Source organism: Ensifer sp. ENS10 (assembly GCF_014852025.1).
Taxonomy (GTDB): Bacteria; Pseudomonadota; Alphaproteobacteria; order Rhizobiales; family Rhizobiaceae; genus Ensifer.
The window spans coordinates 487,045-507,406 of record NZ_JACVAS010000003.1 but is presented as its reverse complement, the minus strand read 5'-3'; the positions used below and the strand labels follow the sequence as shown (position 1 = coordinate 507,406).

Annotated in this window: 19 protein-coding genes; 4 read left to right on the top strand and 15 right to left on the bottom strand. The window is 57.3% G+C overall.

Annotated features, from left to right (window positions below; genetic code table 11):
• Positions 1–174: 174 nt before the first annotated feature.
• From IB265_RS15525 to IB265_RS15495, 7 genes are all read right to left on the bottom strand, one after another.
• Positions 175–840, bottom strand: coding sequence for a GntR family transcriptional regulator (locus tag IB265_RS15525; protein WP_192494877.1), 666 nt, complete (start codon positions 838–840; stop codon positions 175–177).
• A gap of 259 nt (positions 841–1,099) precedes the next feature.
• The gene (locus IB265_RS15520) at positions 1,100–2,656 is read right to left on the bottom strand and encodes a TniQ family protein (protein WP_192371037.1); all 1,557 of its coding nucleotides are present in this window, start codon (positions 2,654–2,656) and stop codon (positions 1,100–1,102) included.
• Complete coding sequence (locus tag IB265_RS15515) at positions 2,653–3,747, bottom strand: ATP-binding protein (RefSeq protein ID WP_192494876.1); 1,095 nt, start codon at positions 3,745–3,747, stop codon at positions 2,653–2,655. The genes IB265_RS15520 and IB265_RS15515 overlap by 4 nt, the downstream gene beginning before the upstream one ends.
• A gap of 2 nt (positions 3,748–3,749) precedes the next feature.
• Positions 3,750–5,957 (bottom strand): Mu transposase C-terminal domain-containing protein, encoded by a 2,208-nt coding sequence (locus IB265_RS15510; RefSeq protein ID WP_192371039.1) that lies wholly within the window; start codon positions 5,955–5,957, stop codon positions 3,750–3,752.
• 65 nt (positions 5,958–6,022) lie between these two features.
• Positions 6,023–6,286: a hypothetical protein gene (locus tag IB265_RS15505; protein WP_192371040.1), complete on the bottom strand. Its 264-nt coding sequence runs from the start codon at positions 6,284–6,286 to the stop codon at positions 6,023–6,025.
• A 41-nt stretch (positions 6,287–6,327) separates the two neighbouring features.
• Complete coding sequence (locus IB265_RS15500; RefSeq protein WP_192371041.1) at positions 6,328–6,909, bottom strand: hypothetical protein; 582 nt, start codon at positions 6,907–6,909, stop codon at positions 6,328–6,330.
• Positions 6,910–6,965: 56 nt separating this feature from the next.
• Positions 6,966–7,790 carry a hypothetical protein gene (locus IB265_RS15495; RefSeq protein ID WP_192371042.1) on the bottom strand — a complete coding sequence of 275 codons (825 nt, stop codon included), beginning with the start codon at positions 7,788–7,790 and terminating at the stop codon, positions 6,966–6,968.
• A gap of 1,216 nt (positions 7,791–9,006) precedes the next feature.
• Here IB265_RS15495 and IB265_RS15490 point away from each other — a divergent pair.
• The gene (locus tag IB265_RS15490) at positions 9,007–9,681 is read left to right on the top strand and encodes a hypothetical protein (RefSeq protein WP_192371043.1); all 675 of its coding nucleotides are present in this window, start codon (positions 9,007–9,009) and stop codon (positions 9,679–9,681) included.
• Between the two features lie 12 nt (positions 9,682–9,693).
• On the opposite strand, the gene IB265_RS15485 is transcribed toward IB265_RS15490, so the two are convergent.
• Entirely contained in the window at positions 9,694–10,167 is a 474-nt protein-coding gene (locus tag IB265_RS15485) for a hypothetical protein (protein ID WP_192371044.1), read from the bottom strand.
• A gap of 24 nt (positions 10,168–10,191) precedes the next feature.
• Here IB265_RS15485 and IB265_RS15480 point away from each other — a divergent pair, with 24 nt between their 5' ends.
• The 3 genes from IB265_RS15480 to IB265_RS15470 all read left to right on the top strand — a co-directional run bounded on the left by IB265_RS15480 (position 10,192) and on the right by IB265_RS15470 (position 12,444).
• Positions 10,192–10,458, top strand: a complete 267-nt coding sequence (locus IB265_RS15480) for a hypothetical protein (RefSeq protein WP_192371045.1) — start codon at positions 10,192–10,194, stop codon at positions 10,456–10,458.
• 644 nt (positions 10,459–11,102) lie between these two features.
• Positions 11,103–11,837: a hypothetical protein gene (locus IB265_RS15475; RefSeq protein WP_192371046.1), complete on the top strand. Its 735-nt coding sequence runs from the start codon at positions 11,103–11,105 to the stop codon at positions 11,835–11,837.
• 199 nt (positions 11,838–12,036) lie between these two features.
• Positions 12,037–12,444 (top strand): hypothetical protein, encoded by a 408-nt coding sequence (locus IB265_RS15470; protein ID WP_192371047.1) that lies wholly within the window; start codon positions 12,037–12,039, stop codon positions 12,442–12,444.
• Positions 12,445–13,153: 709 nt separating this feature from the next.
• Here IB265_RS15470 and IB265_RS15465 read toward each other — a convergent pair.
• The 7 genes from IB265_RS15465 to IB265_RS15435 all read right to left on the bottom strand — a co-directional run bounded on the left by IB265_RS15465 (position 13,154) and on the right by IB265_RS15435 (position 20,146).
• Positions 13,154–13,405, bottom strand: coding sequence for a hypothetical protein (locus IB265_RS15465; protein ID WP_192371048.1), 252 nt, complete (start codon positions 13,403–13,405; stop codon positions 13,154–13,156).
• A gap of 78 nt (positions 13,406–13,483) precedes the next feature.
• Positions 13,484–14,011: a hypothetical protein gene (locus IB265_RS15460; protein ID WP_192371049.1), complete on the bottom strand. Its 528-nt coding sequence runs from the start codon at positions 14,009–14,011 to the stop codon at positions 13,484–13,486.
• A gap of 694 nt (positions 14,012–14,705) precedes the next feature.
• Positions 14,706–15,251: a papain-like cysteine protease family protein gene (locus tag IB265_RS15455; protein ID WP_192371050.1), complete on the bottom strand. Its 546-nt coding sequence runs from the start codon at positions 15,249–15,251 to the stop codon at positions 14,706–14,708.
• A gap of 92 nt (positions 15,252–15,343) precedes the next feature.
• Positions 15,344–16,294: a hypothetical protein gene (locus IB265_RS15450; protein ID WP_192371051.1), complete on the bottom strand. Its 951-nt coding sequence runs from the start codon at positions 16,292–16,294 to the stop codon at positions 15,344–15,346.
• A gap of 26 nt (positions 16,295–16,320) precedes the next feature.
• Positions 16,321–18,111 carry a hypothetical protein gene (locus IB265_RS15445; RefSeq protein WP_192371052.1) on the bottom strand — a complete coding sequence of 597 codons (1,791 nt, stop codon included), beginning with the start codon at positions 18,109–18,111 and terminating at the stop codon, positions 16,321–16,323.
• 103 nt (positions 18,112–18,214) lie between these two features.
• Positions 18,215–18,787 carry a hypothetical protein gene (locus tag IB265_RS15440; RefSeq protein WP_192371053.1) on the bottom strand — a complete coding sequence of 191 codons (573 nt, stop codon included), beginning with the start codon at positions 18,785–18,787 and terminating at the stop codon, positions 18,215–18,217.
• Positions 18,788–19,744: 957 nt separating this feature from the next.
• Positions 19,745–20,146 carry a hypothetical protein gene (locus tag IB265_RS15435; protein WP_192371054.1) on the bottom strand — a complete coding sequence of 134 codons (402 nt, stop codon included), beginning with the start codon at positions 20,144–20,146 and terminating at the stop codon, positions 19,745–19,747.
• Positions 20,147–20,362: the final 216 nt, after the last annotated feature.

Here is a 20,362-nt window from a genome sequence, read left to right as displayed (position 1 = left end):
ACTTTTCAGGCTTCCGCGTCGCTTGTCAACCGAGGAGAGATCAAGCTCCGGTGCAATTTCAGCGGGAGTCCTGGTGTGAAGAGTCAAGAATCGATCCGGAATGAAACAAGATAAAACGATATGTAAATCAAACTATTATGACGGTTGGCCAGAGTGGCGGGAAAGCTAGCGCCGCTAGCCTCTTTGTTCTCTGAGGAAGATGGTCAACGAGCGACCGGCATCAAGGATATGGTCGCGCGTCAACGCACAAGCCCGCTCGGCGTCGCGTGCCATACAGGCATCCAGGATCGCCTTGTGCTCGCGACGCGCCCGGGCAACGCCTGACGTCAGCGTCAACTGCGCTCGAAGGTATCGATCGATACGGTCGAGCGAGGCGCGGACGATCTGGAGGTAATAGGGCCGCCGCGCCGCCTCGTAGAGACTGTAGTGGAAGTTGCGGTTGATCTCGCCCCAGCGCTCCGCATTCTCTTCGCGCTCGAACTCCTCGCAATGCTGGCGTGCAAGCTCGAGCGTGCGGCGGTCGAGATTGGGCACGGCCAGACGAATGACTTCAGCCTCGATGTGCGCGCGGAACTCGAAAATCTCTTCGATTTCTTCGATCGAAAGCCCGGCGACGACCGCGCCCTTGTAGCGCTCCGTGGTGATCAGGCCATGCTGCTCAAGACGTGAAAGCGCCTCGCGCACCGGAATGCGGCTGGTGTTGAACATCTGGGCGATGTGGTCCTGGCGCAGGTTCTCGCCCTCGGCGAGGTCACCTTCGATGATCGCCTTGCGCAAGGCTTCATAGACGATATCGGCGGCTGAGGCGGCTTGCCTGACATCGACGGCATCGAGTTTCATCGTGTTCAAACCCTGCTGGCCAAGCCTTCCGGCTCGGCGAATTCGGAAGCGTTTTTGCGTTGTTGGTCAATGGTCATAGGTCCAATCCGGACGCCGGGCAACTGTCAAAAGTAAGCTCAAGTTGCCCAGGCCCTTTGCAACCCATTGATATCGTTGGCCCGGAAAATTCCAAGAGTAAACCCCTGATTCCCAAAAGGAACCCTCAAGTTTCCCACGGAAAATGAACAAAAAAGAAGCCGGGGAATCCCCGGCTCGCTTTTCAGGACCTCGCCGACCTGGCGCGCGATGCTTTCGCGTAAGAGTCCATGGAGTAAATGTTCATTCCCATTCGGTATTCAGGTAGCGCTGGAGCTATCCCTAGAGAGTTGAGCCAGGCACTTGGTTCGAGGCTGGTCTTCCGGGAAACCCATTTATGGAATGACGGCTCCAGTACGTATTTTCGGCAGAACTCCTCTATGTCGGCTTTTCGTATTCGCGGCGGTGCGTCCTGAGTGGGAGCCTCGATTTCCGTCAGATAGCCATCGTCAACCAAGGCAGCCATCAGCTCTCTATTCAAGGTGCCGAGCTTCCTGGTTGCCTGCTCCAAGGTCAGCCAATCGGCCGGCTCGAAGTTGGTTTTGTCAGTCGCTGCGGCCAAACGTGCCGAGAGTGAAAACCGCTTATGGGCTTCCGATCCGGCAAAGCCGCTTTCAAGCAGGGCGCGCGCGACGTCGGCAACCGACTCGGCTTCGAAGGTCATCCGGGCAACGGTCCAAGGGCTGAGACCCGTGGGCACCAACTTCTTCTCTTCGAGCGCTGCCCAGAGGATTGTGAAGGGAATCTCGAACTCCTTGGAAGCGCTGTGGATCGAGTGAAGATGCCGCTGGCCGACGGCCTCCAGGAAGCCTTCATTCGAGCCCAAAGGAAGCATGTCCCGAGCGACGCTTTGCATGATAGCCAAGATGTCACGGTAGCCAGGCTCGTCCCGATGGAAAGACATCTCCGTGGCCAGTTCTCGGTAGATGATCAAGGCGGAGAGCTTTCTCCTTGGTGTGTAGTTGCGGGCGATAACGGAGGAGAGAAACTCCCGAAAGGCGTTCTCCCCGGATGCAAGGATGGCAAAGCCGTCAGGCGCGCAGTCGCGGATTACCTTTTCGTCTTCGCGTGGCGAGACAGCGGTCTCTCCCCTCGTGGTCATGCCTACGACGGTTGCCAGATGGCCCAAGGCTTGCAACGGGATGCTGTCCAGCCACTGGCCCGAGGCAGCACCAGCGAGACGACCGAGCACGAATTGCTGAAAGGCGGTGTTCGCCGCGGGACGCGCCCGTCTTTGATACTCAGCCAGCGACGTTCGGGACGACCGGAGATACAGCGTGAAGTCGGGTCCAAAATGCCAGGCCAGCGGATCGAACTCGACGAGTGTCGTTTCATGCACAGGGCATCCCTGGACGAAGCGAGGAAGCCAGGAGAGTCTGCCGTAGGCACGAAGGCCGGGGCGGCCCATTCCTTGCTCTTCGTCTTCAATCAGGCACGATGGGCAGAAGCGCCTCTGGCGCGCGCACGCGAAATCGCGGGTGAAGAGATGGCCCCGAATACCAAGACGCCTCTTTTGGTACCGGGTGAGGGACGCATCGACGCTGTCGGGCGTGTCGCCCAGCGCGGCCGCCGCCTTGTAGACATCCGGGCTCACTCCGGCTGCCAGTTTTCGGAAGCTGATACCGAACACGCCGGCAAACGCGGATGCGGTAGGCTGACCGTGCAGGGCCGCGACCCGCGAGAAGTGGCTCGCCAGGGATTCGTCCTGACTGCGGGGCAACGTGAGGGTTAGCTGTCTCATGGGCGGTCTCCGAAGGCGACGGTCTTCTTTTTGGATCTCGGCTTTGCAGCTCCGCTGAAGGAACTGCGCCAGTCATGGTCTTCCGGTCGGGCATATGCGCGGAGTGGTTTAAGATTGACCCAATCGTCTCCCTTGAAACTGAAGACATTGTTGTCCGGCGTGCAGCCAGTGAAGGACTCGTAAGTCGCAGCGAAGTCTGCTCGCTCCACGGCCGGGCGATCCGTTGTGATCACGATTTCCGCTGCGTCTCGCATCATTTGGATGACGGAGCCAAAGTCTCCATCGCTTGCATGACTGAGACGCGCAGCGAAATCGCCGGCAAGATCTTCGCTCAACTGAAGCCCCGCGTGCTCCTTGATTACCTTTCCGAGGACTTCGCGAATGCTATCGAGCCCACGTTTGCCATGGAGCTTCTCGAACCTGATGAGAGTCCTCCGATTGAACAGCTGCTTTTCGGTCGACAAGAATTCGTCGAGGGGCGGCACTCCCGCAAGGATGAGCCGCACAGGCCAGTCGGGCATCTGGACGAGGTTCTTTAGCGCATCCGCGATTTTTTGGGCTTCGATACGGTTTGCCGTATTGACCGCATGCTGCGCCTCGTCGATGAGCACGAAGAGCACCCGGTGGGCTTTGAGCTCGTTGCGAAAGAGGTCCCATGCCGCGTTCTCCTTGATCGTCGATTTCACGTCGACGCCCAACGCCCTCAACCCTTCTTGAGCAAGGAGGTTCGGCGTACATGGGGAGGGTGCCTCGTACGCAAGAAAGGGCGAGTACGTGGCTCCTTGGAACTCGTACGGCTGCAGGGCAGGAATTCTGCTCGTATGCTCCAGCAGCGCTCGGGTCTTTCCCGAGCCTGAATCCCCGCAGACCGCAAGAATTCGTCTTTTGTTGGGGTGCTTACGACCACCGGGGCGCTGTCCGGCGATGTTCAGCACCATCCGTTTCAAGGCGAGCGCGACCCCCGGATCGCGTCCAAGGCCGATGTAGGGAATGTGGAACTTATGGACGCGGTCCGCCATCTCGAGTTCCACGGGAGACAACGTGGAACGCAGTTGCGCGATGGCTTCGGCGAAATTTTCCGACCAGTCCATCATTACTCTCCCATGCTGTCATAGTTGTTGTCGAGCGTGAGCCCGCTGCCGCTCGCGGCAGGAGTCGGATCGTCATTGGTGGGCAGCTCGCGCGGGTCGAGCCAGCCATCGGCTTCGTCTTTTTCCGCCGTCTTCTTCACCTTGCCCAGGTCTTTGACCGCAGGCAGCCCGGTGATGCCGACCGCCTCGTAGAATTCCTCGGACAGCACCATCTCCTGCACGAAGTCCTCGGGCAGGGAGCTTGCCTTGTTGGTGATCTTGATGGGGAAGTCGATCTTCTTCTCCCAGGCCAAGTAGACGTCCTCGGTAAGGCCCTCGTGGGAGAGGCCGGCTTCGATCTTCATCATTTCCCCGTGGGCGGCCAGGTCCGCCTTGGCCTTGCGCAGCGTGGGACGGGAAAGTTCCGCCTTCTCAAGGTTCTTCTTGCGCAACTCGCTGCACGCGGCCGACCAGGCCCAGTAGCTCATGCCTTGGAATTCCTCGTGGACCGCCGGGACCGACACCCAGCCGTCTCCGTCCCAGACGGATACTGCTCCGAGGTTTTGCCGATCGATGCGGACCAACACTTCCGGGTTACGGCGGCGACGACGGATGTGCTGCAGCTCCCGCGACTGGTAGTGGATGCCGAGGTAGCGAATGCCGTTAGGCGCGATCATGCGCATCACGTTGATGCCGAAGATGTGGCGGCGGCGCTCACCCGTCGGTGGCGCAGTGATGCCGAGCTTCCGAAGGCGCTTCCAGGCATTGCGAGGCGTCTCGCCATTCAGGCCTGCGTGGGGCGTGTTGTGATAGACGTCCACGAAGAACCGGGTGAGGTGAGGCGCAACCTCGTCAAAGGTCACGCTGACCTCTTCGTCGGGATTGCGGTCACCCTTGGCTTCGATCGAACCCCAGGTACGGCCGGTGAGTTCCTCGAGCGCCTGGGTCGAGCAGGTGCGGAAGAAGCGCTCGATCGTACCGCGCGCGGAAGCCTTTCCAGCCGGCGGCAGGAACAAGGTCGCACCAAGGTCCGCGACCGTTACGCGGAACGCCGTCGCCGTGTACCAAGTCGCCGAGTCCACCGCGATGGACGAAGGCGTGAGAGCGAATTCCCAGGGATCGATGCAGCCGTAGGCTTTGGCGATGGCGGTCTTGTCGATCGTCGCCATTTCGAGAGTACCGATCGCAGTCGTGCGGGAGGGCGCTTTCCGATGCACCCGGAACCCCAGCAAACAACGCGAAGCCACGTCGATGATGGCGGTCATCCAGAGCGTGATCTTAGGCACCCGCTCCTTCTGTTCTGGGGTCAGCGTTTTCCAGAAAGGGGAAAGCGACAGCAAAGTGCGAAGGTCGATGCGCCATTCGTCCATTTCCGTGCGCTGCCCGAGGCGAACGACTTCCTGCCCACGGTGGATGGCGTTGAACTTCCGGTTTGCCGCTTCCTCACCGTTGCGCCCAAGTTCGATGAACGCGGGAGGGAGGTCGTTGACCCGGTTCTGGAACGTCTTGAGCGACGGAACCTTGAGCTGCTTGTCCGCCGGTCGCTTGGCGTTGAGAAGGTCGATGGCGTCCTTCATTTTGCTGTGAAGGCGATACATCGGAAGGCGTTCGTCGGTCGCATACTGCAACGTGTAATCACGAAGCAGCGCTTCGATTTCGGCGTCGAAGTACGTGTTCTTCTGGCAGCGGCCGCGTCGGGACATGAGCGAGTACGGGTTCGGATCGCGTTCGTAGGTCCGGATCCAGTTGCGCAGAGTGCGCCAGCTGGGGGTAGCGTGCTTGTTCTTCCACGTCTTGCCGCTCTGGATCTCCTTAAAGATCTTGGGCACGTAGATGCTCATGCTGTCATCCGAGCGCGTGACTTTGGGGTTTTCCGCTTCCCAGCGAACGAAAGTTTCCGCGAACTGAGTCTTGAACAGTACTTCTTCCTGGTCGTTGACGTCGTTGAGGTCGCCAACGAAGGTCTGCGGGTGCATTGCAGCCCGTGCGCCTTCGGGAAGGTGACGGCCCGGATAGTAGACCAAGGGATTGATCGGATCATCGAACATCTCCTTCATCTGCTCGTCCGTGAAACCAACGTGGATGTCGTTGGTCAGGTTCAACAGCAGGTGGCCGCCGCGTTCAGCGGAGACGTACTTGAACTCATGTCCGAAGCGGGTGAAACCATCTCCGTCATTGAAAACGAAGATCGGAACGATGGGCTTGTTCGGTTCGAAGAAGGGAAGGGTCATTTCAGGCTCCTTAGGAGTTTGGAATTGGATATGGCAAGGAATGGGCAGGCGAACCGTGGAAGAGATCAGCAGTCGTCTGCTGCATGGGTGGCGGAATGGCCGGCACCCAGCCTTCCAGTCGTGCGCGCCGCTGCGGGGCGGCTACGGCCCGCGAACATCTTCGCCATTTGATCGGGCGCGAGCGCGACTTGGATACCGTTGGCGAGGTTCTGAAGAACGAACCCGCCGGGTCCCTGGGAGACGAACGTGAAGTCCTGTCCGAAGCGGGTGAAGCGGTCTTCATCATTGAAGACGATCAAGGGGATGCTGGCATTGCTCGGTTGCGTCATTTCGGTCTCCTTGGGAGTTTGAGATTGGGACTGGGCAGGCGTCAGGAGCGGCCCGGGCGGGCCACGCGGAAGCCTTCAGCCTCGGCGATGTCCAGGATGCGGCCGATGAAGTCCGATGCTTGCGGCATGCGAGCACGCTCCCTTTCAAGAGCTCGCATGCGTTTGGCTTGGCGGTTCCGAAGGCGCTGCATGATGCTGAGCAGCCGGCGCTCCATGCGCACTCGGCGCTGGAACGTGCGCAGGGAAGGCGCGGGGGCTCGGGATGAACGTTCGCAGTCGTCCTTGAAGCTGCTGAAAGCCAGCTCGGCGGTGGGAAGAGGGGGCTCGAAGACGGCGCCGATCGAGCGCTGCTGCCGGGCCTCGATGCTGTGCTCGTCGCGATAGGCGGCAAGCCACTCACGAACGACGACAGCGGGCGTGGCACGTCCAAGCTCGAAAGCGCCCTCCCACGCGTCCTCCAACGAGCACCCCTGCCAGAGCAGGGCAAGCCGGAAGGCGTCTTCGAGGATGTCGCGGTTCGTGCCGTTGGGCGCGGCGGTGTCATGGCCGAGGTTGTGCAACTGATAGCAGACGTCGAACTTGAGGCGAAGAAGTGCTTGGTAGGTTTTCATGGTCATGCGCATGGGAGGTCCCTTGTGGTTCCGGAGAGATTGCTGGCAGAACTGGAACGATGACTGGGTCAGTTCCGGAGATGCACGACGTACGCGTAAGGCGCGTCGCGAAGGGTCCGGTCCGGATACGTGAGCTTGAGAAAGCCGTCGTAGATCAGGCACCACATCGCGTTCATGGCTGCGGCGAAGTCGGGGAAGCGGTTCACGACTTCGTAGATGCGGAAGACGCCCGGAACGTTCTCCAGGAACGCCTGGAGTTCTTCGCAGTCGGCCTCGTTGCGATAGCGGCGGGCATGCACGATGTGCTCGGCATTGTCGCCGCGAGCGATCGTGAGGTTTCGTTCGGTGAGGATGAGGGCCTGATCGGCAAATCCATCCAGGTACGGCTTCACCCGCGCCACGACCTCGCGGATTTCGCTCGACTCGACGAGATGGCTCGGCTTGACGGCGATGGCCACGCGACGACCGTCTGCAAAGGTCGCCCGATAGTCGAAGGTGTGCTTACGGCAGACGCCTTCGGCATCCGGGTAGTGGACAGCGGGAGGCTGGTCTTCCAGATGCACGACGCTCTTGTTTGCCAGGAGCATCATCGCGCAGCGCATTTCGTGCGTGCTTTCGAAGCCGATCGCGCGCTTGCTCGCCGGATCGGTGACGTAGCCGCGGGAGTGTCCTTTGGTACGCTCGGCGGGCTTTCGGCTTCCGGTGGATTTCTTGGTCGGAACCCACTTCTTGTAGAGGAGCGGCTGCCCGTCTTCGTCGACACCCTCGACGACTACTTCGCGTCCGGACGAAACCTCGTCAGCTTCGAGATGCTCACGGACAGTCTTGATGTTGTCACGGTCGATGCCGGCTTCGCGGTCTTTCATGAAGCGGAGGACTTGTTTCGCGTTCATGGATTTTTCCCTTTCCCATACGCCTGTTGATCACGAGGAGCTGGCGCTCCTCGACGGCCCGGTTGGACCGCCGTATGGGTTGGGGTGAGGGGGGGAGACTGGCATTAAAGCCAGAAGCCACAGGCGTTCCGGCGTGGAAGCGCGCGGATGATCCGAAGCTCGTATTAGGCATTCCATTCATTTCTGCGTTCCTTGAGCATAGCCAAGTCAAAGGGATGGCTGTCCGGGGAAGAGACCCGGGCAGCAAGGGCGTCCGAGACGACGCCGATCCGTCAGGCGAGATGGGGCTATGCGGTTGGAGGAGCTTCTGAGTGTACGGTCATGGCGCGCAGCCAGCGACGAACCGAATGGGGCGACGGCAGTTTATTCCCGTGCCACTGCATTTCCCTGCTAATGAACGCCAGGACCGGATACATGTGCGTGTCTGACCGCGGAATTTTGCCGAGGCGCTCTTCATGCTTCAGGAATCTGGAGCAGATTTCGGCTCGAAAGTCGGCGAGGGATCCCGTCCAGCCGTTAGAAATGCGATTGAGCATGCTTCATTCCTCCAACAATCCAATCTCGGGACCGAAATCCCGAGGTGAAGCCAACCGCAGCCGTTCCGGTGTCGGAATGGCTCGAGTTACGCCGGATGGCGTATAGGATTGTCGAAGGAAGTGCGGATGTCAGCCGCGCAGCGGTGCGCGCGTGCCGCGGAAATCGAGGTACGTGGAGCTTCGGGGTTCGCCCGGCGGCAGAAATCAGACAATGTGGTAGTGATAGTCTTCAACCGATTTCCCTCAGCGTTAGCATGCGCATTCGAGGGATGGCCGCGATCTCAAGTCGCGGCAGAGCATACCGGACTAGAGAGTCGTATTGCGGCCAGCCCGCTTCTCTATCGTTATGCTCGTAGGTCTCATAAGAGTGCCTCTCGGTTTCGGTCTCGTCTCTTTATATTTTGGAACTCGGAGCCGCAAGAATAACCGGAGATGATTCATCCGGATTTGGCACACATTCGTCGTGCGTGGTTAATGCTTCGTATCAGGATCAAGCGGTCTTCTGACGGCCGTTAACCACAGAATGCTCGCCATTTGGAGCAGCCCGGGACGGTAACGAACGATTGTTGTCTTGTCGCTAGTTATTCGCCTGATCGTTCGATGGCCAGGGGCTCGCCCAACGGCTGTCGAGAAATCGATGGTTTGTTCAAACTCGATGCTAAAGAAGCCTCCCGGATTCAATGTCTGACCTCCTAAAAGAAGTGCGTAGTTTCGCCGATCATAGCGGCCTTCCCGCGACGCGTATTTTCGACGACCTCTTTGTCCTGCTGTACAACTACATCTGCACAGGGAGCCAAGAATACAAGCAACTCTATCCCTCTGTGACCCATGCGCCCGAAACTGTGCAATCGGTTGAAGGCTATAATGATGCCGACCTAGACCAGTTGATGAGGCTTCTCTTGATGCTGCGGGAGGAGCTTGAGCAGGCAGCACCGTTTGAAGACGTTGTCACAGACAAGTATGGGGCCTTGCTTCATGGCGATATCGGGCAGTTCATGACGCCAACTGTTCTTGCCTCCTCAGTCAGCGACTTCCTGAGTGCAACCGGAGCGAAGGACAACAAAAGAGCCGAGCCGACATGCGGGACCGGCGCTCTGGTGATGGGTGACTTGCGCCAATGCTATGCGGCGGGGGGAAAGGATGGCCTTTCGCGCGTCGAGTATTCGATCAACGATTTGGACCTAAGGCTCGTGCGCATCGCGACGGTCCAAGTCATGTACCACTCTATTCGGCATGAGGCTCCGCTGAAGCGTTTGGTGGCTTACAATGCAGATTTGATCAGGGACTACGACTCCTCAGCTCCATTTTTCGCGGCCACCTCTTGGAGAGGGGTGCTTCCGGGGAAGATAATGTAGTTAACGCTGTCGTCAGGCAGCCTGATGCCGCCACTGGCTTGTCATCCTCAGGCTCCGTTCGATCCTTGTTTTGGTCGTGAACAAGTCCTCTTCGATGCTCATGATGTCCCGGTCCTCCTGGGCGATCTTGAATTCTATCATCCCGAGCAGGCAGTCCCTGAGTTCGACGAAGACCTTGTCGCAACGGCTCCAGTGGTTGTGGCTTTCATGCTTGGCCCATTCGATCGCGCATGACAGCAGATGAATCTCTTCAATCAATCCCAGAGCGCCATAGTCGAACTGAGTCGACGCCGCACGAAGTTGCCGCAGTTTCCATTCCGCTGTCCGCTCGAAATACATAGGTGTGCACTCGAAGGTCGTGTCTTCCTCCTCCAGCGTTTCCAATGCTTCCCGCGCTTCTTCGCTATCATCGATCCATGGATTGAATCGGGGAGTGTGGAATGCCTCGAGCACGTCGCCTTCGTCGTAAGTAGGGGCCTCCAGCACGGGGCCGTTGTCGTGGAGCCAAACATGGCGGTATCCGCCCTCGACGGCCCGCGTCCAAAGTTTCAACTGTTCCCGATTGATCTCGTCAACAAGGTGCTCCCCAAGATCACGAAACACTTTGGTCCGTTCGTGCGTCTCGAGGAGCCGATCTATGTCGAATGTGTCGTCTATAATGTTCCCACTCGGTCCCGATCCGATGCGGCAATGGTAGAAACAAGCTCTGCAAGAGGGAAATACGCGCGTCTGACCGCGCCGCCGTCGATGTCGATCGAAACTGGGGGCTACAATTGAGCAAAAATCGGAAATGCCGAATGAAACGGCTCACTTAGGTTAACCTAACCAGTAGAAGGTTAACCTAAGTCGACGAGGACGATATCGCCGCCATCGCTACTGAATCGACGCGTGCCGGGTCACCGTGCGTACGAGGCGATAAGGCACTAAAAATCGAAAATGCCCAAATCAAATCCCGCGAAGCGCCCAAATCAGTCAGCGCAGGGACAAACGTTTTCGGCAAAATCACCGATCGAGAATGTTGCGAGGGGCGAACGCGAGATCACGGGCGGTATTCGCCTGAAACAGGAACCCCGTGCCGAACGACGTCACTCCAATCCCTTGTCGGTGCCCATCGTATCGATGAAGGTCGCTGACACCGTCTGCAGATAGATGAAAAAGACTAGCTTCTAATATTCTCGTCGACATTTTGCTGCCTTCGGCCCCTTATGAGGTAAATATTGAGATAAAGTGTTCGGTCATTACGTCGTGACGTCAATAGAAAACCCAATGGCGGTGAGAAATTTAAGATGGTTCTGAAATTAACGCGGTGTGATTGATTGAGGTTTCTAAAAAAGGAATTGCGGGAGTGATTTTTCTATTGCATGCCCGAAATTTCCGGAGAACCATAAATGTAGACAACCTCACTTAGGCTCTCGGAATTCATGACACAGACAGACATTGCTACCTGCCAAAAAATGCTCGTGACCACCACCCGGCACATTTCCGAACGCACCATTTCGCTGCTCCGGGCAACGGACCCCTACAAGTGGCCATATGGGGGAGGGCCGATCGGCAAATGCGGCTTTTTCTACCGGACAATGGAACGCAACGGTTGTTCCGGCACTTTTTTGCCAACGGATCTTTTCGAGGTACTCTCTTGGGCAGCGGACAATGAATACGACTGTGTGACCTTCTCAGACATCGGCCCTGTCATTGAACAGTTTGCGGTGTATCGAGAGCCCGGGCCGTATGGAGACGCCCTGATGTGGGCCCAGCCCCCACAGCATCTCGAGTACGAGCATAGCCAGCGCGACGCCGCGCTCAATGCGCTGAGCGTGGGAGAGCGTCCGTTTGAAGTCTCACCGCCGAACATGGCGTCCGCACTGACTGCAGCTCTGGAAACGGTCGATCGGTATCTCAAGCCGCGCGAGAAGGAAGGTCTGTGGAACTTCCCACTGGCGGGCATGCAATGGATAGCCGATGTCGCCACCGTCTATCGCGATGAGCGTGACTATAAAACGGGGAGGTGGGACGAAAGCATCGCAGCTGCCGCTAGGCTCCATCGGTTGCTGAACTTCGAGCTCGAACGTTCAAAAAACGTGTCGCTCGACCTGCAGCAGCGGCTGGTTCATGGGCTCGCCGGGCAAATCCGATATTTGCTGCAAGAGCCTCTGTAGCCGGAATACCGAGACCGACACTTTGACCGGGTTCGATTGAGCGCTTGCGGTCTGCCGGCGCCCTTCTCGATCTCAACTTGGAAACTGTTATTTCGTTAAGGAGGTTTTCGCGATTATCACCGGATAACGAGATTTCCGCTTGCGGCCGATAAAAGCCCAGCTGACGATAAAGGTAATAAGCCAGCTTTAGGAATGCCTCGTGAAGAAGTCTCGTACAGTTCGTCTTGGTAAATTTACACTTCAGTTCGCGCCGCCTCCTCCGCCGCTCCCGCAGCCTGTTTCAAGCCCCGAAGCGCGGGCCGCCGTAGAGGCGTTTTGCACGCACGTAAACGAGCTGTCTGAGCGAAGCGTGGAGATGATCGAAGTGTCAGAAGCTGGGATCAGGTTCCGTAGTCGCAGAGGTAAGTTCAAGCCAGGCGTAGTGTGTGCCGACCTGGGCCTTCTCGACACAAAGGCGACTTCAAACAACGTCGCGGCTGTTTTTGCGAAAGGCCGTTCGCGGGCGGATCTCGAGCACATGTTCGACGCGGTAAGAGCCGGTGATCTGTTCGAGGCAAAGTTTAGGGCGAATATGATCTCCGGTGCCGTCTACGAAGAGGTTAGGTAGATCGCGAACCCGGCGCGTTTCCAGACTAAGGGGTTGAGTAAAATCGGATCGCCGCGGCAAGGCAGGAGTACGGCGGCAACGGGACTGTAACTGCTCGCTCCTTCGTTTCGCTACCGTCGACGGCCCAGGTTTGATCGTGCAGCGTGAGATGCGCACTTTCGGATTGAAGCCAGAGCATGATCGCCGCCGGTGGGGAAGGGCCGTCGATGCCTCGTCTGGATGTTGGGACCGCGGCGTGACGAGGTTACGCTCCACGCAAGCGAGCGAACAAGGTTGGATGATCTGCGCGAGCCCAAGATCGGTGCCGGATCGTTGATTTTGGCGGCACCCTCGTGTTCAGCCCGAACCCCCGCGAATGTCTGTGCGCCGGCATCGTGGACACGCTACCGCGGAAACGGGCCTCGTCAGAACTTCGACTTCGAACCGATGCGTTGGTGCATTAGAAACGCTTGAGTTCAGTCTCATTAGATTCCCGCATGACCAATGAATTCTGACCAGAGGGCCTCCGCGGCCTGCTGCGCGTCATACTTGGAATCGCCGCGCGCCATTAGGCCGCCAAAACCCAGCGTGAGATACATGTTGTAATCATCGGCGGATATCTACGTCGCTTGCGGCTTGATCTTCTCCGCTCGCAACACTCCCGACCACCCAGGACGCGACTACCGCTTCACCGAAAGAGTCGGCGCATCGCCTTGGTGCGCTCACGCGATCACGGCTTGGGAGTTATAGCGACCTGTAGTCGTTCCGCATCGTTGTACGCGTCCCACAGAGGAGTCCCACGCCGTACTTCATCAAAGACGTACTTGGCTTGAAAGGCCGTAAGCCTCTCAAGATGATTTTGAAGGGCCGGAATTTCCGTGTGATAATCTTCGACCAAGGTCGAAATCCAGACGTCACGTCTGCCCGCATCATAAATTTGTCGACCAAGAGTGGTGTGCTTAATATTCAGTTCCAGGGCCAAACTTTCAATCTCCTCCACGACGTTAACGAGGAATTCTTGTCCGCGTAAGCCGGCGAGAGATTCCAGTTTCAGCAGGTATCATGATCTCAGTGTTTCATCTGGCAAGAAACAAGCTTGGGATATCAGGCTCTGCCAGTTTCTCAATCTCGGAGTAGCTTCCCCCAACAGCGTCATTAAGTTTACGTTGAAAGCATGGTTATGGATGTCAAACTGCGGATGGGGCAATTCTCGAATGTCATACACTTCGTAGCCGAACGAAAGTCTATGTTCTGAAATTTTTCGGCTCATTCGCAAGGGATCATTGCCAAAATAGATCGCGACTTGCCGAAGATCGAACGGTTTCCTCCAGCCGACTTTTTTGAATGCCATCGCCGCGCGATAGTTGGCCATTCGCCAACCCATTGTGTAATCATTTGTCGATTGAAATTCCAGATGGAGGAAGCGATTGTCTCCTTCCAGTTGGTACCAATCATCTGCAAATCTCGGAACACCGAGCAGCAGGTCCGTGTTTTCCTGCTTAGTTACCTCTTCTCCGAACAGGTTGCGGATGATCTCCTCGCCGTCGTCGTCAAAAAGATTTTTCAGGTAAAGGTCGTAGGTGCCCATAACACACTCCTTGCGCGGGTTGGTTAGTGGGGAAGAGTTAAAAAATATGTCTGTTTGTCTGCGGCACCACTGAGCGAATTTGAGTGAATTACGTCAGGAAACGCTTGGATGCGGCCCGCCATTCTCTTCTTTTCTTGAAGCCTACCAGGGGGCGGGAAGGGTGGCTGAGATCATCGGTTCGTGACCGATTAGCAAGTCGGAAGGGCATTCGTGGTCTGGGGACCCTATGGGGTGCAGCCTTCGGTTTCCCCCTCTTTGGCTGCAGCTTCGAAAGCGGCATGGGATGACTGGAGCGCGAACAATCCTCCGCCGCGTTTCTCACGTTCAAGACGCCCGTCTCGATGAGTTGGGGTTCAAAGGGTGGTCTAGTTTGAGCAAGCTTCCACTGCCGTGGCGCGCTTCGTACGCAAGTGAAACTTCGGCCCGTTCTTTGAGTGCCCGGTAGATTGCAAGCTGAGCACGACTCGCCGTCGCCGTCAAATGGTCTCGTTAGCCTCAAACTGTTGCGCGAGTACGCCGTAGGAGCCACATTCTTCAGCAACATTGTGGCGAGTATCGTAGTGGCCGGGTTTATCGAGGCCGTGGGGATATCGTCTTTTTCTTCCATTTCACTGAGTCCTTGCTAACGCTTATAGATTCGCCCCCAGCCTTAGCCGCCGCAACCCGTGTATCATCGCATGAGGCTTCACTTTCATCAGCCGCCAAACACAATGCACGCATGGCCATCGGTGGCTTTTAGTACCGCGAAGGAAAGAGCCGATTTCTCACCTCCCTTGCCCGCCGGCCAGGGGTCCAGCACATAAAGCCACTTCCCGCCGCTCTCCTCGGTGTAGCCAAAGACTACGTAGTAGTGAATATCGCTTCCAACCACGAACACCCGATCATTGTCGATTTCTTCTTGAACGTTAGCCCAACTGACGTTGGCGATGAAGCGTCCGCCAATGGCTTCGTGGTTGAAGGAGTGCCATTGCCCACGCACCAAATTCGCGATGTGGCTGTTGGGATTTTCACCACCGTCTTCGGTTGCTCCCAAGGACCTGTCGAGCGCCATTGCCAACTCCCAACGTTCCCCAAGGCCGAACTGGACCTTCGACAGTGCTTCGGTGCTAGCCCGCGCGATCTCGTACTGTGTCAACTTGGGCAAACCGTAGTACGCTCGAACCATTACCTCGGCTGCCGCGAAGCACCAACTGGAGGTCTTCTGGGCGACCAGGGTCGGAGGATCGCTAACTGTCCGCATCTCGAGGTTCCTTCATTTGAGGGCCGGGCCGACGTTTGTGGCTCTCAGCCGGGAGAGGGAGGTGGAAGGGGCGGAGGCCGCCCCTTCACGCGTCAAAAAAGAGCGAGAACTGGTTCATCGCCGAGCATGGCGTCGAACTTGAACAACGCGGCTTTCAGCGGGATCAGCTCTGAACCCGAGGCGTCAATGTCGACAATTCTCGGGCTGGCATCGTTCAACTCGTCCAAGACATCGGCGACTGAGGCTAGGTTGTTTCCGATGCCATCGCAGACAGCCTGCAGCTTTCCGTAGAAGAGCGAGATGTCGGTGAAGAACGCAAGCTTGCGGCGCGCTGCTTTCTCGTTCTGGTGAAGCGTGTCTTCCGTTGATTCCAGCTGTTTGATCGTTCGGGTGTACTCATCCCGCTGGTTCTGCAAACTTGAGAGCAGATCGCGGGTGGCGCTGAGGCGTCCCTCATCCATGTCACGCTCTTGGCGATATCTCTCCCGCTCGTCCGTGAGAGATCGGATCTTAGCCTGGTCCTGATCGACAAGGGTGATGATGCCCATGATCGCCCGATCGAGCCCAAGGCAAAAGATCGATCTGACGATGCTGGCTGCCGATTTGTCGTTTAGCTCGTCGAGTTTCCGGCGGTGGTGCGCGAGCTCGTTTTCAGCTGCGCTCATCTGATTGATGAGCTGACCGATCCGCTGGTTGAGCAATTCGACATCCTGCTCATCCTTGTGGATCTCGATACTGACGGAAGCGATTTCCTGCTGGATTCCGGTGATCTTCTGGTTGAGAAGGCCGAGGTCAGCGATGATCGATTTCACCAGTTCCGATGTGACCTGCTGCTCTTTGGCGTACATGCGCTCGCCGAGTTCTGCCTGAGAGTGCAGGTAGTCCACGGCATCCGACATTGCCGAGATAGTCGCGGCAGCCTCTTCGTGTTTCTGGCTCTTCAAAAGCTCAGTGGCTTCAGTAAGCTTCGCAAGGATTGTCTTGAACTCGACAACCTGCGAGCCCGCTGATTGATCCGTATCTGCGATGGCGACATTGTTCATCGTAAGTCTCCTTGTGCCTCGGGTTGTCAGGCGGCCCGCGCCTGCTCGATCAAGGCGCGCTGCTGTTCAAGTTCGATGGTGGCGCGGCGGGATTCGGACAGATCGTGCTCAACGATGACGCTGAGGTTTTTGGCGAGTTCCGGAGCTCGGCGGATTGCCTCTTCGATGGTTGGGGAGTCCTGCAGATATTTGACTGCTTTCGCCTGGGCGACGCCGGCAGACTTCAGGTAGTCGCCGGACAAGCCGTTCAGAGCGACCCACTGGCACATATACCGCAGGAAGGTTTCCATGAAATACGGGGCCTGATATTCGGCGAGGCGTTCATCTGGGTCGAGGCCCTTGAGATCCTGGATGTCCCTTTGAAAACCCTGGTCGGTGATGCGGCTGCAGTAGTTCGACATCTGGTCCCAGAAGAGAGAGGCGTTCGTCAACGTTCCGATGATTTTGCCGAGGGCGTCGATTGCGCTGTGAAGAGAGTCCACTGACAAGGTCGCGTTGCCCTCTTCGATTTTGATGTTCTTCAGGGACTCGGCGTACCCCGCCAAGGCGACGAGGGAGGCTCGCTTCTGGTTTTCGAGCTCGATCTTCTGGTTGAGGAACTTCATCTTCTCTTCGTGGATCGAGTCCTCGGCGCTGGCAGCGTTGCTGGCCATTTGATTAGTGGCGGCCGCGAGGTCCTTCAGAGCCGTGCCTGCAGCGGCATAGGCCTTGTTCGCGGCATCCGCGGTCTTTTCCAGTGAAACCACCTTCGTGGACATCTTCTCAAGTTCCGCGGCGAGGTTCGCTAGCTCCTCCTTCTTCGCATCACGCTTCTTCTTCAGTGCGGCGATGTCGATCTCTTTGGCTTTGCCGTCCTGCTCCATCTTGGCCAAAGCCTCGTTCAGGGCGTCTAGCTCGGTCTTGATCTTGTCATGTGCGAGCTTTTTGCCGGCCTGCTGATCTTGCGCCTCGATGAACTTCTTCTGCGCGTCATCGGACTGCTTCTTGGCCTCGTCCGTGCCCGCCTTCGCCGAGGCGATGCGGTCGTTCTTCTCGATGGCGCTACCTGCCTTGTTCAAAACCGTGCCAACTGGGTTCTGCGCCGCGGTGAACGCGCCAAGTCCAGCGCCGATGGCGCCGGTGATCGCTCCGACGACGCCCATCACCAACGCTTTCGTGGCTTCCTTTTCCTCTCGACTCTTGGCTTCCTCGTAGAGGGTCTGCGCGTTTGAGATTTGGCCGACCAGTTCCTCCTGGTTCACCTTCTCAGCATTCTGCTTGGCGATTGTTTCCCGCTCGGCTTTTTGAGCGGCCAGGAGGCGATCCCGCTCGCTCGCCTCCTCGAGAATGGTATTCGACTTCGCCTTACTGGATTCCACCTGCAGGGCTTTGAACTTGTCTGCAAGGTCGCCCGCCTTTTTGGACATGCTGCTTGAGGAGTCCTTGCAATGCGCCAGCTTCGTGATGGCAAGGGACTCCCGGCCTTTGATGAGCCAACGATAGGTTTGCTCCAGGAGTTCGATAATGTTCTTCGTTTCGGTCTCGAACGTCGTCATGGTCACAACGCAGTCATTGCAAAGCATCGCGAGGCGGCTCTGTAAGCCAGCGATATCGGCCTGCAAGGTACCGCCTCTGGCACCTGCCACGCCATTGTACGCCACATGGAAGAGCTCGACAGAAAGATCCAGATTCTGCGTAATGTCCTTGAGGCTAAGCTGCCCAAGGACAGCCTTTGCCTCTTGTTGGACGAGGGGATCGTCGAACACCGGTGCTTTCTGAAGGCTATACTGGCGATGATCGACGGTGACGATGGAATTTGATTCCTCGATGTCAGGCATGGAAGTTCTCCGGTTCTAAGAGTAGAGCAAGGCAAGCGGGGTTGTGCCGTGTGGAGGGGAAACTCGACACGTAGATTGGTGGTGAGGCCTTGGGGGCCGCGACCTACATCTTCAGCTTTGCGAACGTTCTGTGCAGTTCCTGCAGTGCTTCGAGCTGATCTGAGATCGCCTGGTAAAGCGCATTGAACGCCTCGATCTCCGTCGCGCTTTCGGGCATCGGCGCATCCTCCGAAAGATCGGCGTCGTCATCCCAGGGTACGAGAGCACGGGACAACAAATTGTCGGCCGTGTTTTGGGCGAAATCGAAGGTTTCCAGGAAAACGGTCTCCATCGCCCGGGCCATGGGAGTAGGGAGTTCCAGCGCCAGGATGCCTACCCCATTTGCGGTGGACGCGCCGTCCGGCATGCCGGTGTAAAGCTCGCGGATCTTTCCAAACCGCGCATGCTCGAGGAGCCTTGTGTTGATCCCTCGAGACGTGCACCCAACGTAGGTCGGAACGTAGTGATCCTCGTGGGCGCGCGTCTTTATCCAGAGCGTGTAAATGCCTGGTCCGGTCAACCTCAACCGTGAAACCTGTTGCGATGCCTCTTCCAGGTTCCCATGCACCTGAAATGGACGTACGCCCAGGTATTCCAGCGCGAATTGTATAGCTCGTGCGTAATGTTCGGCGTTCATTTGGCACTCCCACAATTTGAACTTTCGTCATCCTTGATCGCTGCGAGGCGGTTAAACCGACTCGGTGCTCATTTGGCGCCTCAAGGGTTGCGGAAGCAATAACTAATGCAAGCTATAGTTGATGATGCGTATTTATCGCTTCAAAATAGTACGATTCTAGTTAAACTACCCTAGATTGATATGGGTATTTTTTTTGGGGGACTTGGACATCCCCGCCGGATGCTTCGCCGTTATGCGCGGGTGTGGATTGAGTTCGATGCGGGGGAAGGCGCCCTTGCACGGCGGCGGGTTAGCCGGATCGTGACGCTGACGTAGGCGTCGCTTGCTCACGATCATGCGGTCCTGGGAGACCGTTTTCGCGAAGATGCCGGGCAGTGAAAACGCAGATGGCCCGACATCCTGTAACAGGGGCTATCATGTCCAACGTATATGAACGCCCCATGGCGAAAGAAGCAGACGACGTTCTCAGGGGCCGGATTGCGACACGCTCGTAGAGGCGCGTGGAAAGGGCCGCAAGGCTTGGGATGACCGCGATATCTGTCGCATCAAGTTTCCGGCATAATCGCCGTAGCCATCGAGAACCGGCGTAGAGTTGGCCGATGAACTACGCGGTTTCAGTCCACGAATGCAAAAGGCCCGTGAAGATTTCACCGGACGAGCTGGTCAGTGACCGTCCGGATCAAGTTCTTTTCGTAGGCGTACCTGGGAGTTAGCGCTCCCCGATAGCCGCGGCGGGTATACGGGCAGGCATGATCAAGCGCGTTAGACGCACGACTGGCGAGATTCACGCCTCGCCAGTCATTCGCTTTGGGGATCATTGGCATGAATATCGCGCCATGTTCATGTGTCCACCGTCAAAACTCGCGCGTCTTTTTGCCGGCGGGATTCACTGTTGATGAGCTCGACTAGTCGGATGCCGCATCCAAGTCGCCTTGAGCGCGGTTTTGTGTGCAGCCTCTAAAGGTTCTTCAAGTTTTCGAGTTCAGGGAACGGATGATACTTAATCCCCTCCAGATAACAGCCCGGCGCGTCTTGCCGGACGCCTACAGGCTTGTCATTGACCACTCGGACAGACCATGCGGAGCGCCCAACGTAACCACCCATTCGGTTCTTGGAGTTAAACTTAACACATACTGCCTGAACTTTTTTGTCCGGCGAGGCATCGACAACGCTAGAAATTTCAGCATCGCGGATTGAGTAAGGATCAACGAGTTGATCGCGGGCAGCACTTACGATAGCCGACCTAAGCGCCGTCGAAGGTGCCCGTTGGGAGGCTTCTACGCGTGCAATTTCTTGGCTGGAAACGCAACCAGGCAAAAACAGTCCAGCGATGGCGAGCATGAGCAGTTTGTTTTTCATGAGATTCTTCGTGTGCGGGTTACTGACCTACAAACCGTAGTTGCGAGTGAGGCTCACTGCAAGCATACTGCGGGCATCACCCACAACCACGATGACCGGTTTCAGGCTGCGACAAGACCTCGCCTGAGAATCGGTATCAGATTTTTCGGCCAACGAAAGCGCTAGGTCGTTCAACGTTGCGTGCGAATTGGACTCTTGGGGAACAATCAGGGGTTC

Coding starts and splice junctions, on each gene's coding strand:
- IB265_RS15480 (WP_192371045.1), top strand. CDS start 10,192: ATGGCGGTATCCGCCCTCGACGGCCCGCGTCCAAAGTTTCAACTGTTC.
- IB265_RS15435 (WP_192371054.1), bottom strand. CDS start 20,146: ATGAAAAACAAACTGCTCATGCTCGCCATCGCTGGACTGTTTTTGCCT.
- IB265_RS15490 (WP_192371043.1), top strand. CDS start 9,007: ATGTCTGACCTCCTAAAAGAAGTGCGTAGTTTCGCCGATCATAGCGGC.
- IB265_RS15510 (WP_192371039.1), bottom strand. CDS start 5,957: ATGACCCTTCCCTTCTTCGAACCGAACAAGCCCATCGTTCCGATCTTC.
- IB265_RS15525 (WP_192494877.1), bottom strand. CDS start 840: ATGAAACTCGATGCCGTCGATGTCAGGCAAGCCGCCTCAGCCGCCGAT.
- IB265_RS15500 (WP_192371041.1), bottom strand. CDS start 6,909: ATGCGCATGACCATGAAAACCTACCAAGCACTTCTTCGCCTCAAGTTC.
- IB265_RS15460 (WP_192371049.1), bottom strand. CDS start 14,011: ATGGGCACCTACGACCTTTACCTGAAAAATCTTTTTGACGACGACGGC.
- IB265_RS15440 (WP_192371053.1), bottom strand. CDS start 18,787: ATGAACGCCGAACATTACGCACGAGCTATACAATTCGCGCTGGAATAC.
- IB265_RS15495 (WP_192371042.1), bottom strand. CDS start 7,790: ATGAACGCGAAACAAGTCCTCCGCTTCATGAAAGACCGCGAAGCCGGC.
- IB265_RS15515 (WP_192494876.1), bottom strand. CDS start 3,747: ATGGACTGGTCGGAAAATTTCGCCGAAGCCATCGCGCAACTGCGTTCC.
- IB265_RS15455 (WP_192371050.1), bottom strand. CDS start 15,251: ATGCGGACAGTTAGCGATCCTCCGACCCTGGTCGCCCAGAAGACCTCC.
- IB265_RS15475 (WP_192371046.1), top strand. CDS start 11,103: ATGACACAGACAGACATTGCTACCTGCCAAAAAATGCTCGTGACCACC.
- IB265_RS15445 (WP_192371052.1), bottom strand. CDS start 18,111: ATGCCTGACATCGAGGAATCAAATTCCATCGTCACCGTCGATCATCGC.
- IB265_RS15505 (WP_192371040.1), bottom strand. CDS start 6,286: ATGACGCAACCGAGCAATGCCAGCATCCCCTTGATCGTCTTCAATGAT.
- IB265_RS15450 (WP_192371051.1), bottom strand. CDS start 16,294: ATGAACAATGTCGCCATCGCAGATACGGATCAATCAGCGGGCTCGCAG.
- IB265_RS15520 (WP_192371037.1), bottom strand. CDS start 2,656: ATGAGACAGCTAACCCTCACGTTGCCCCGCAGTCAGGACGAATCCCTG.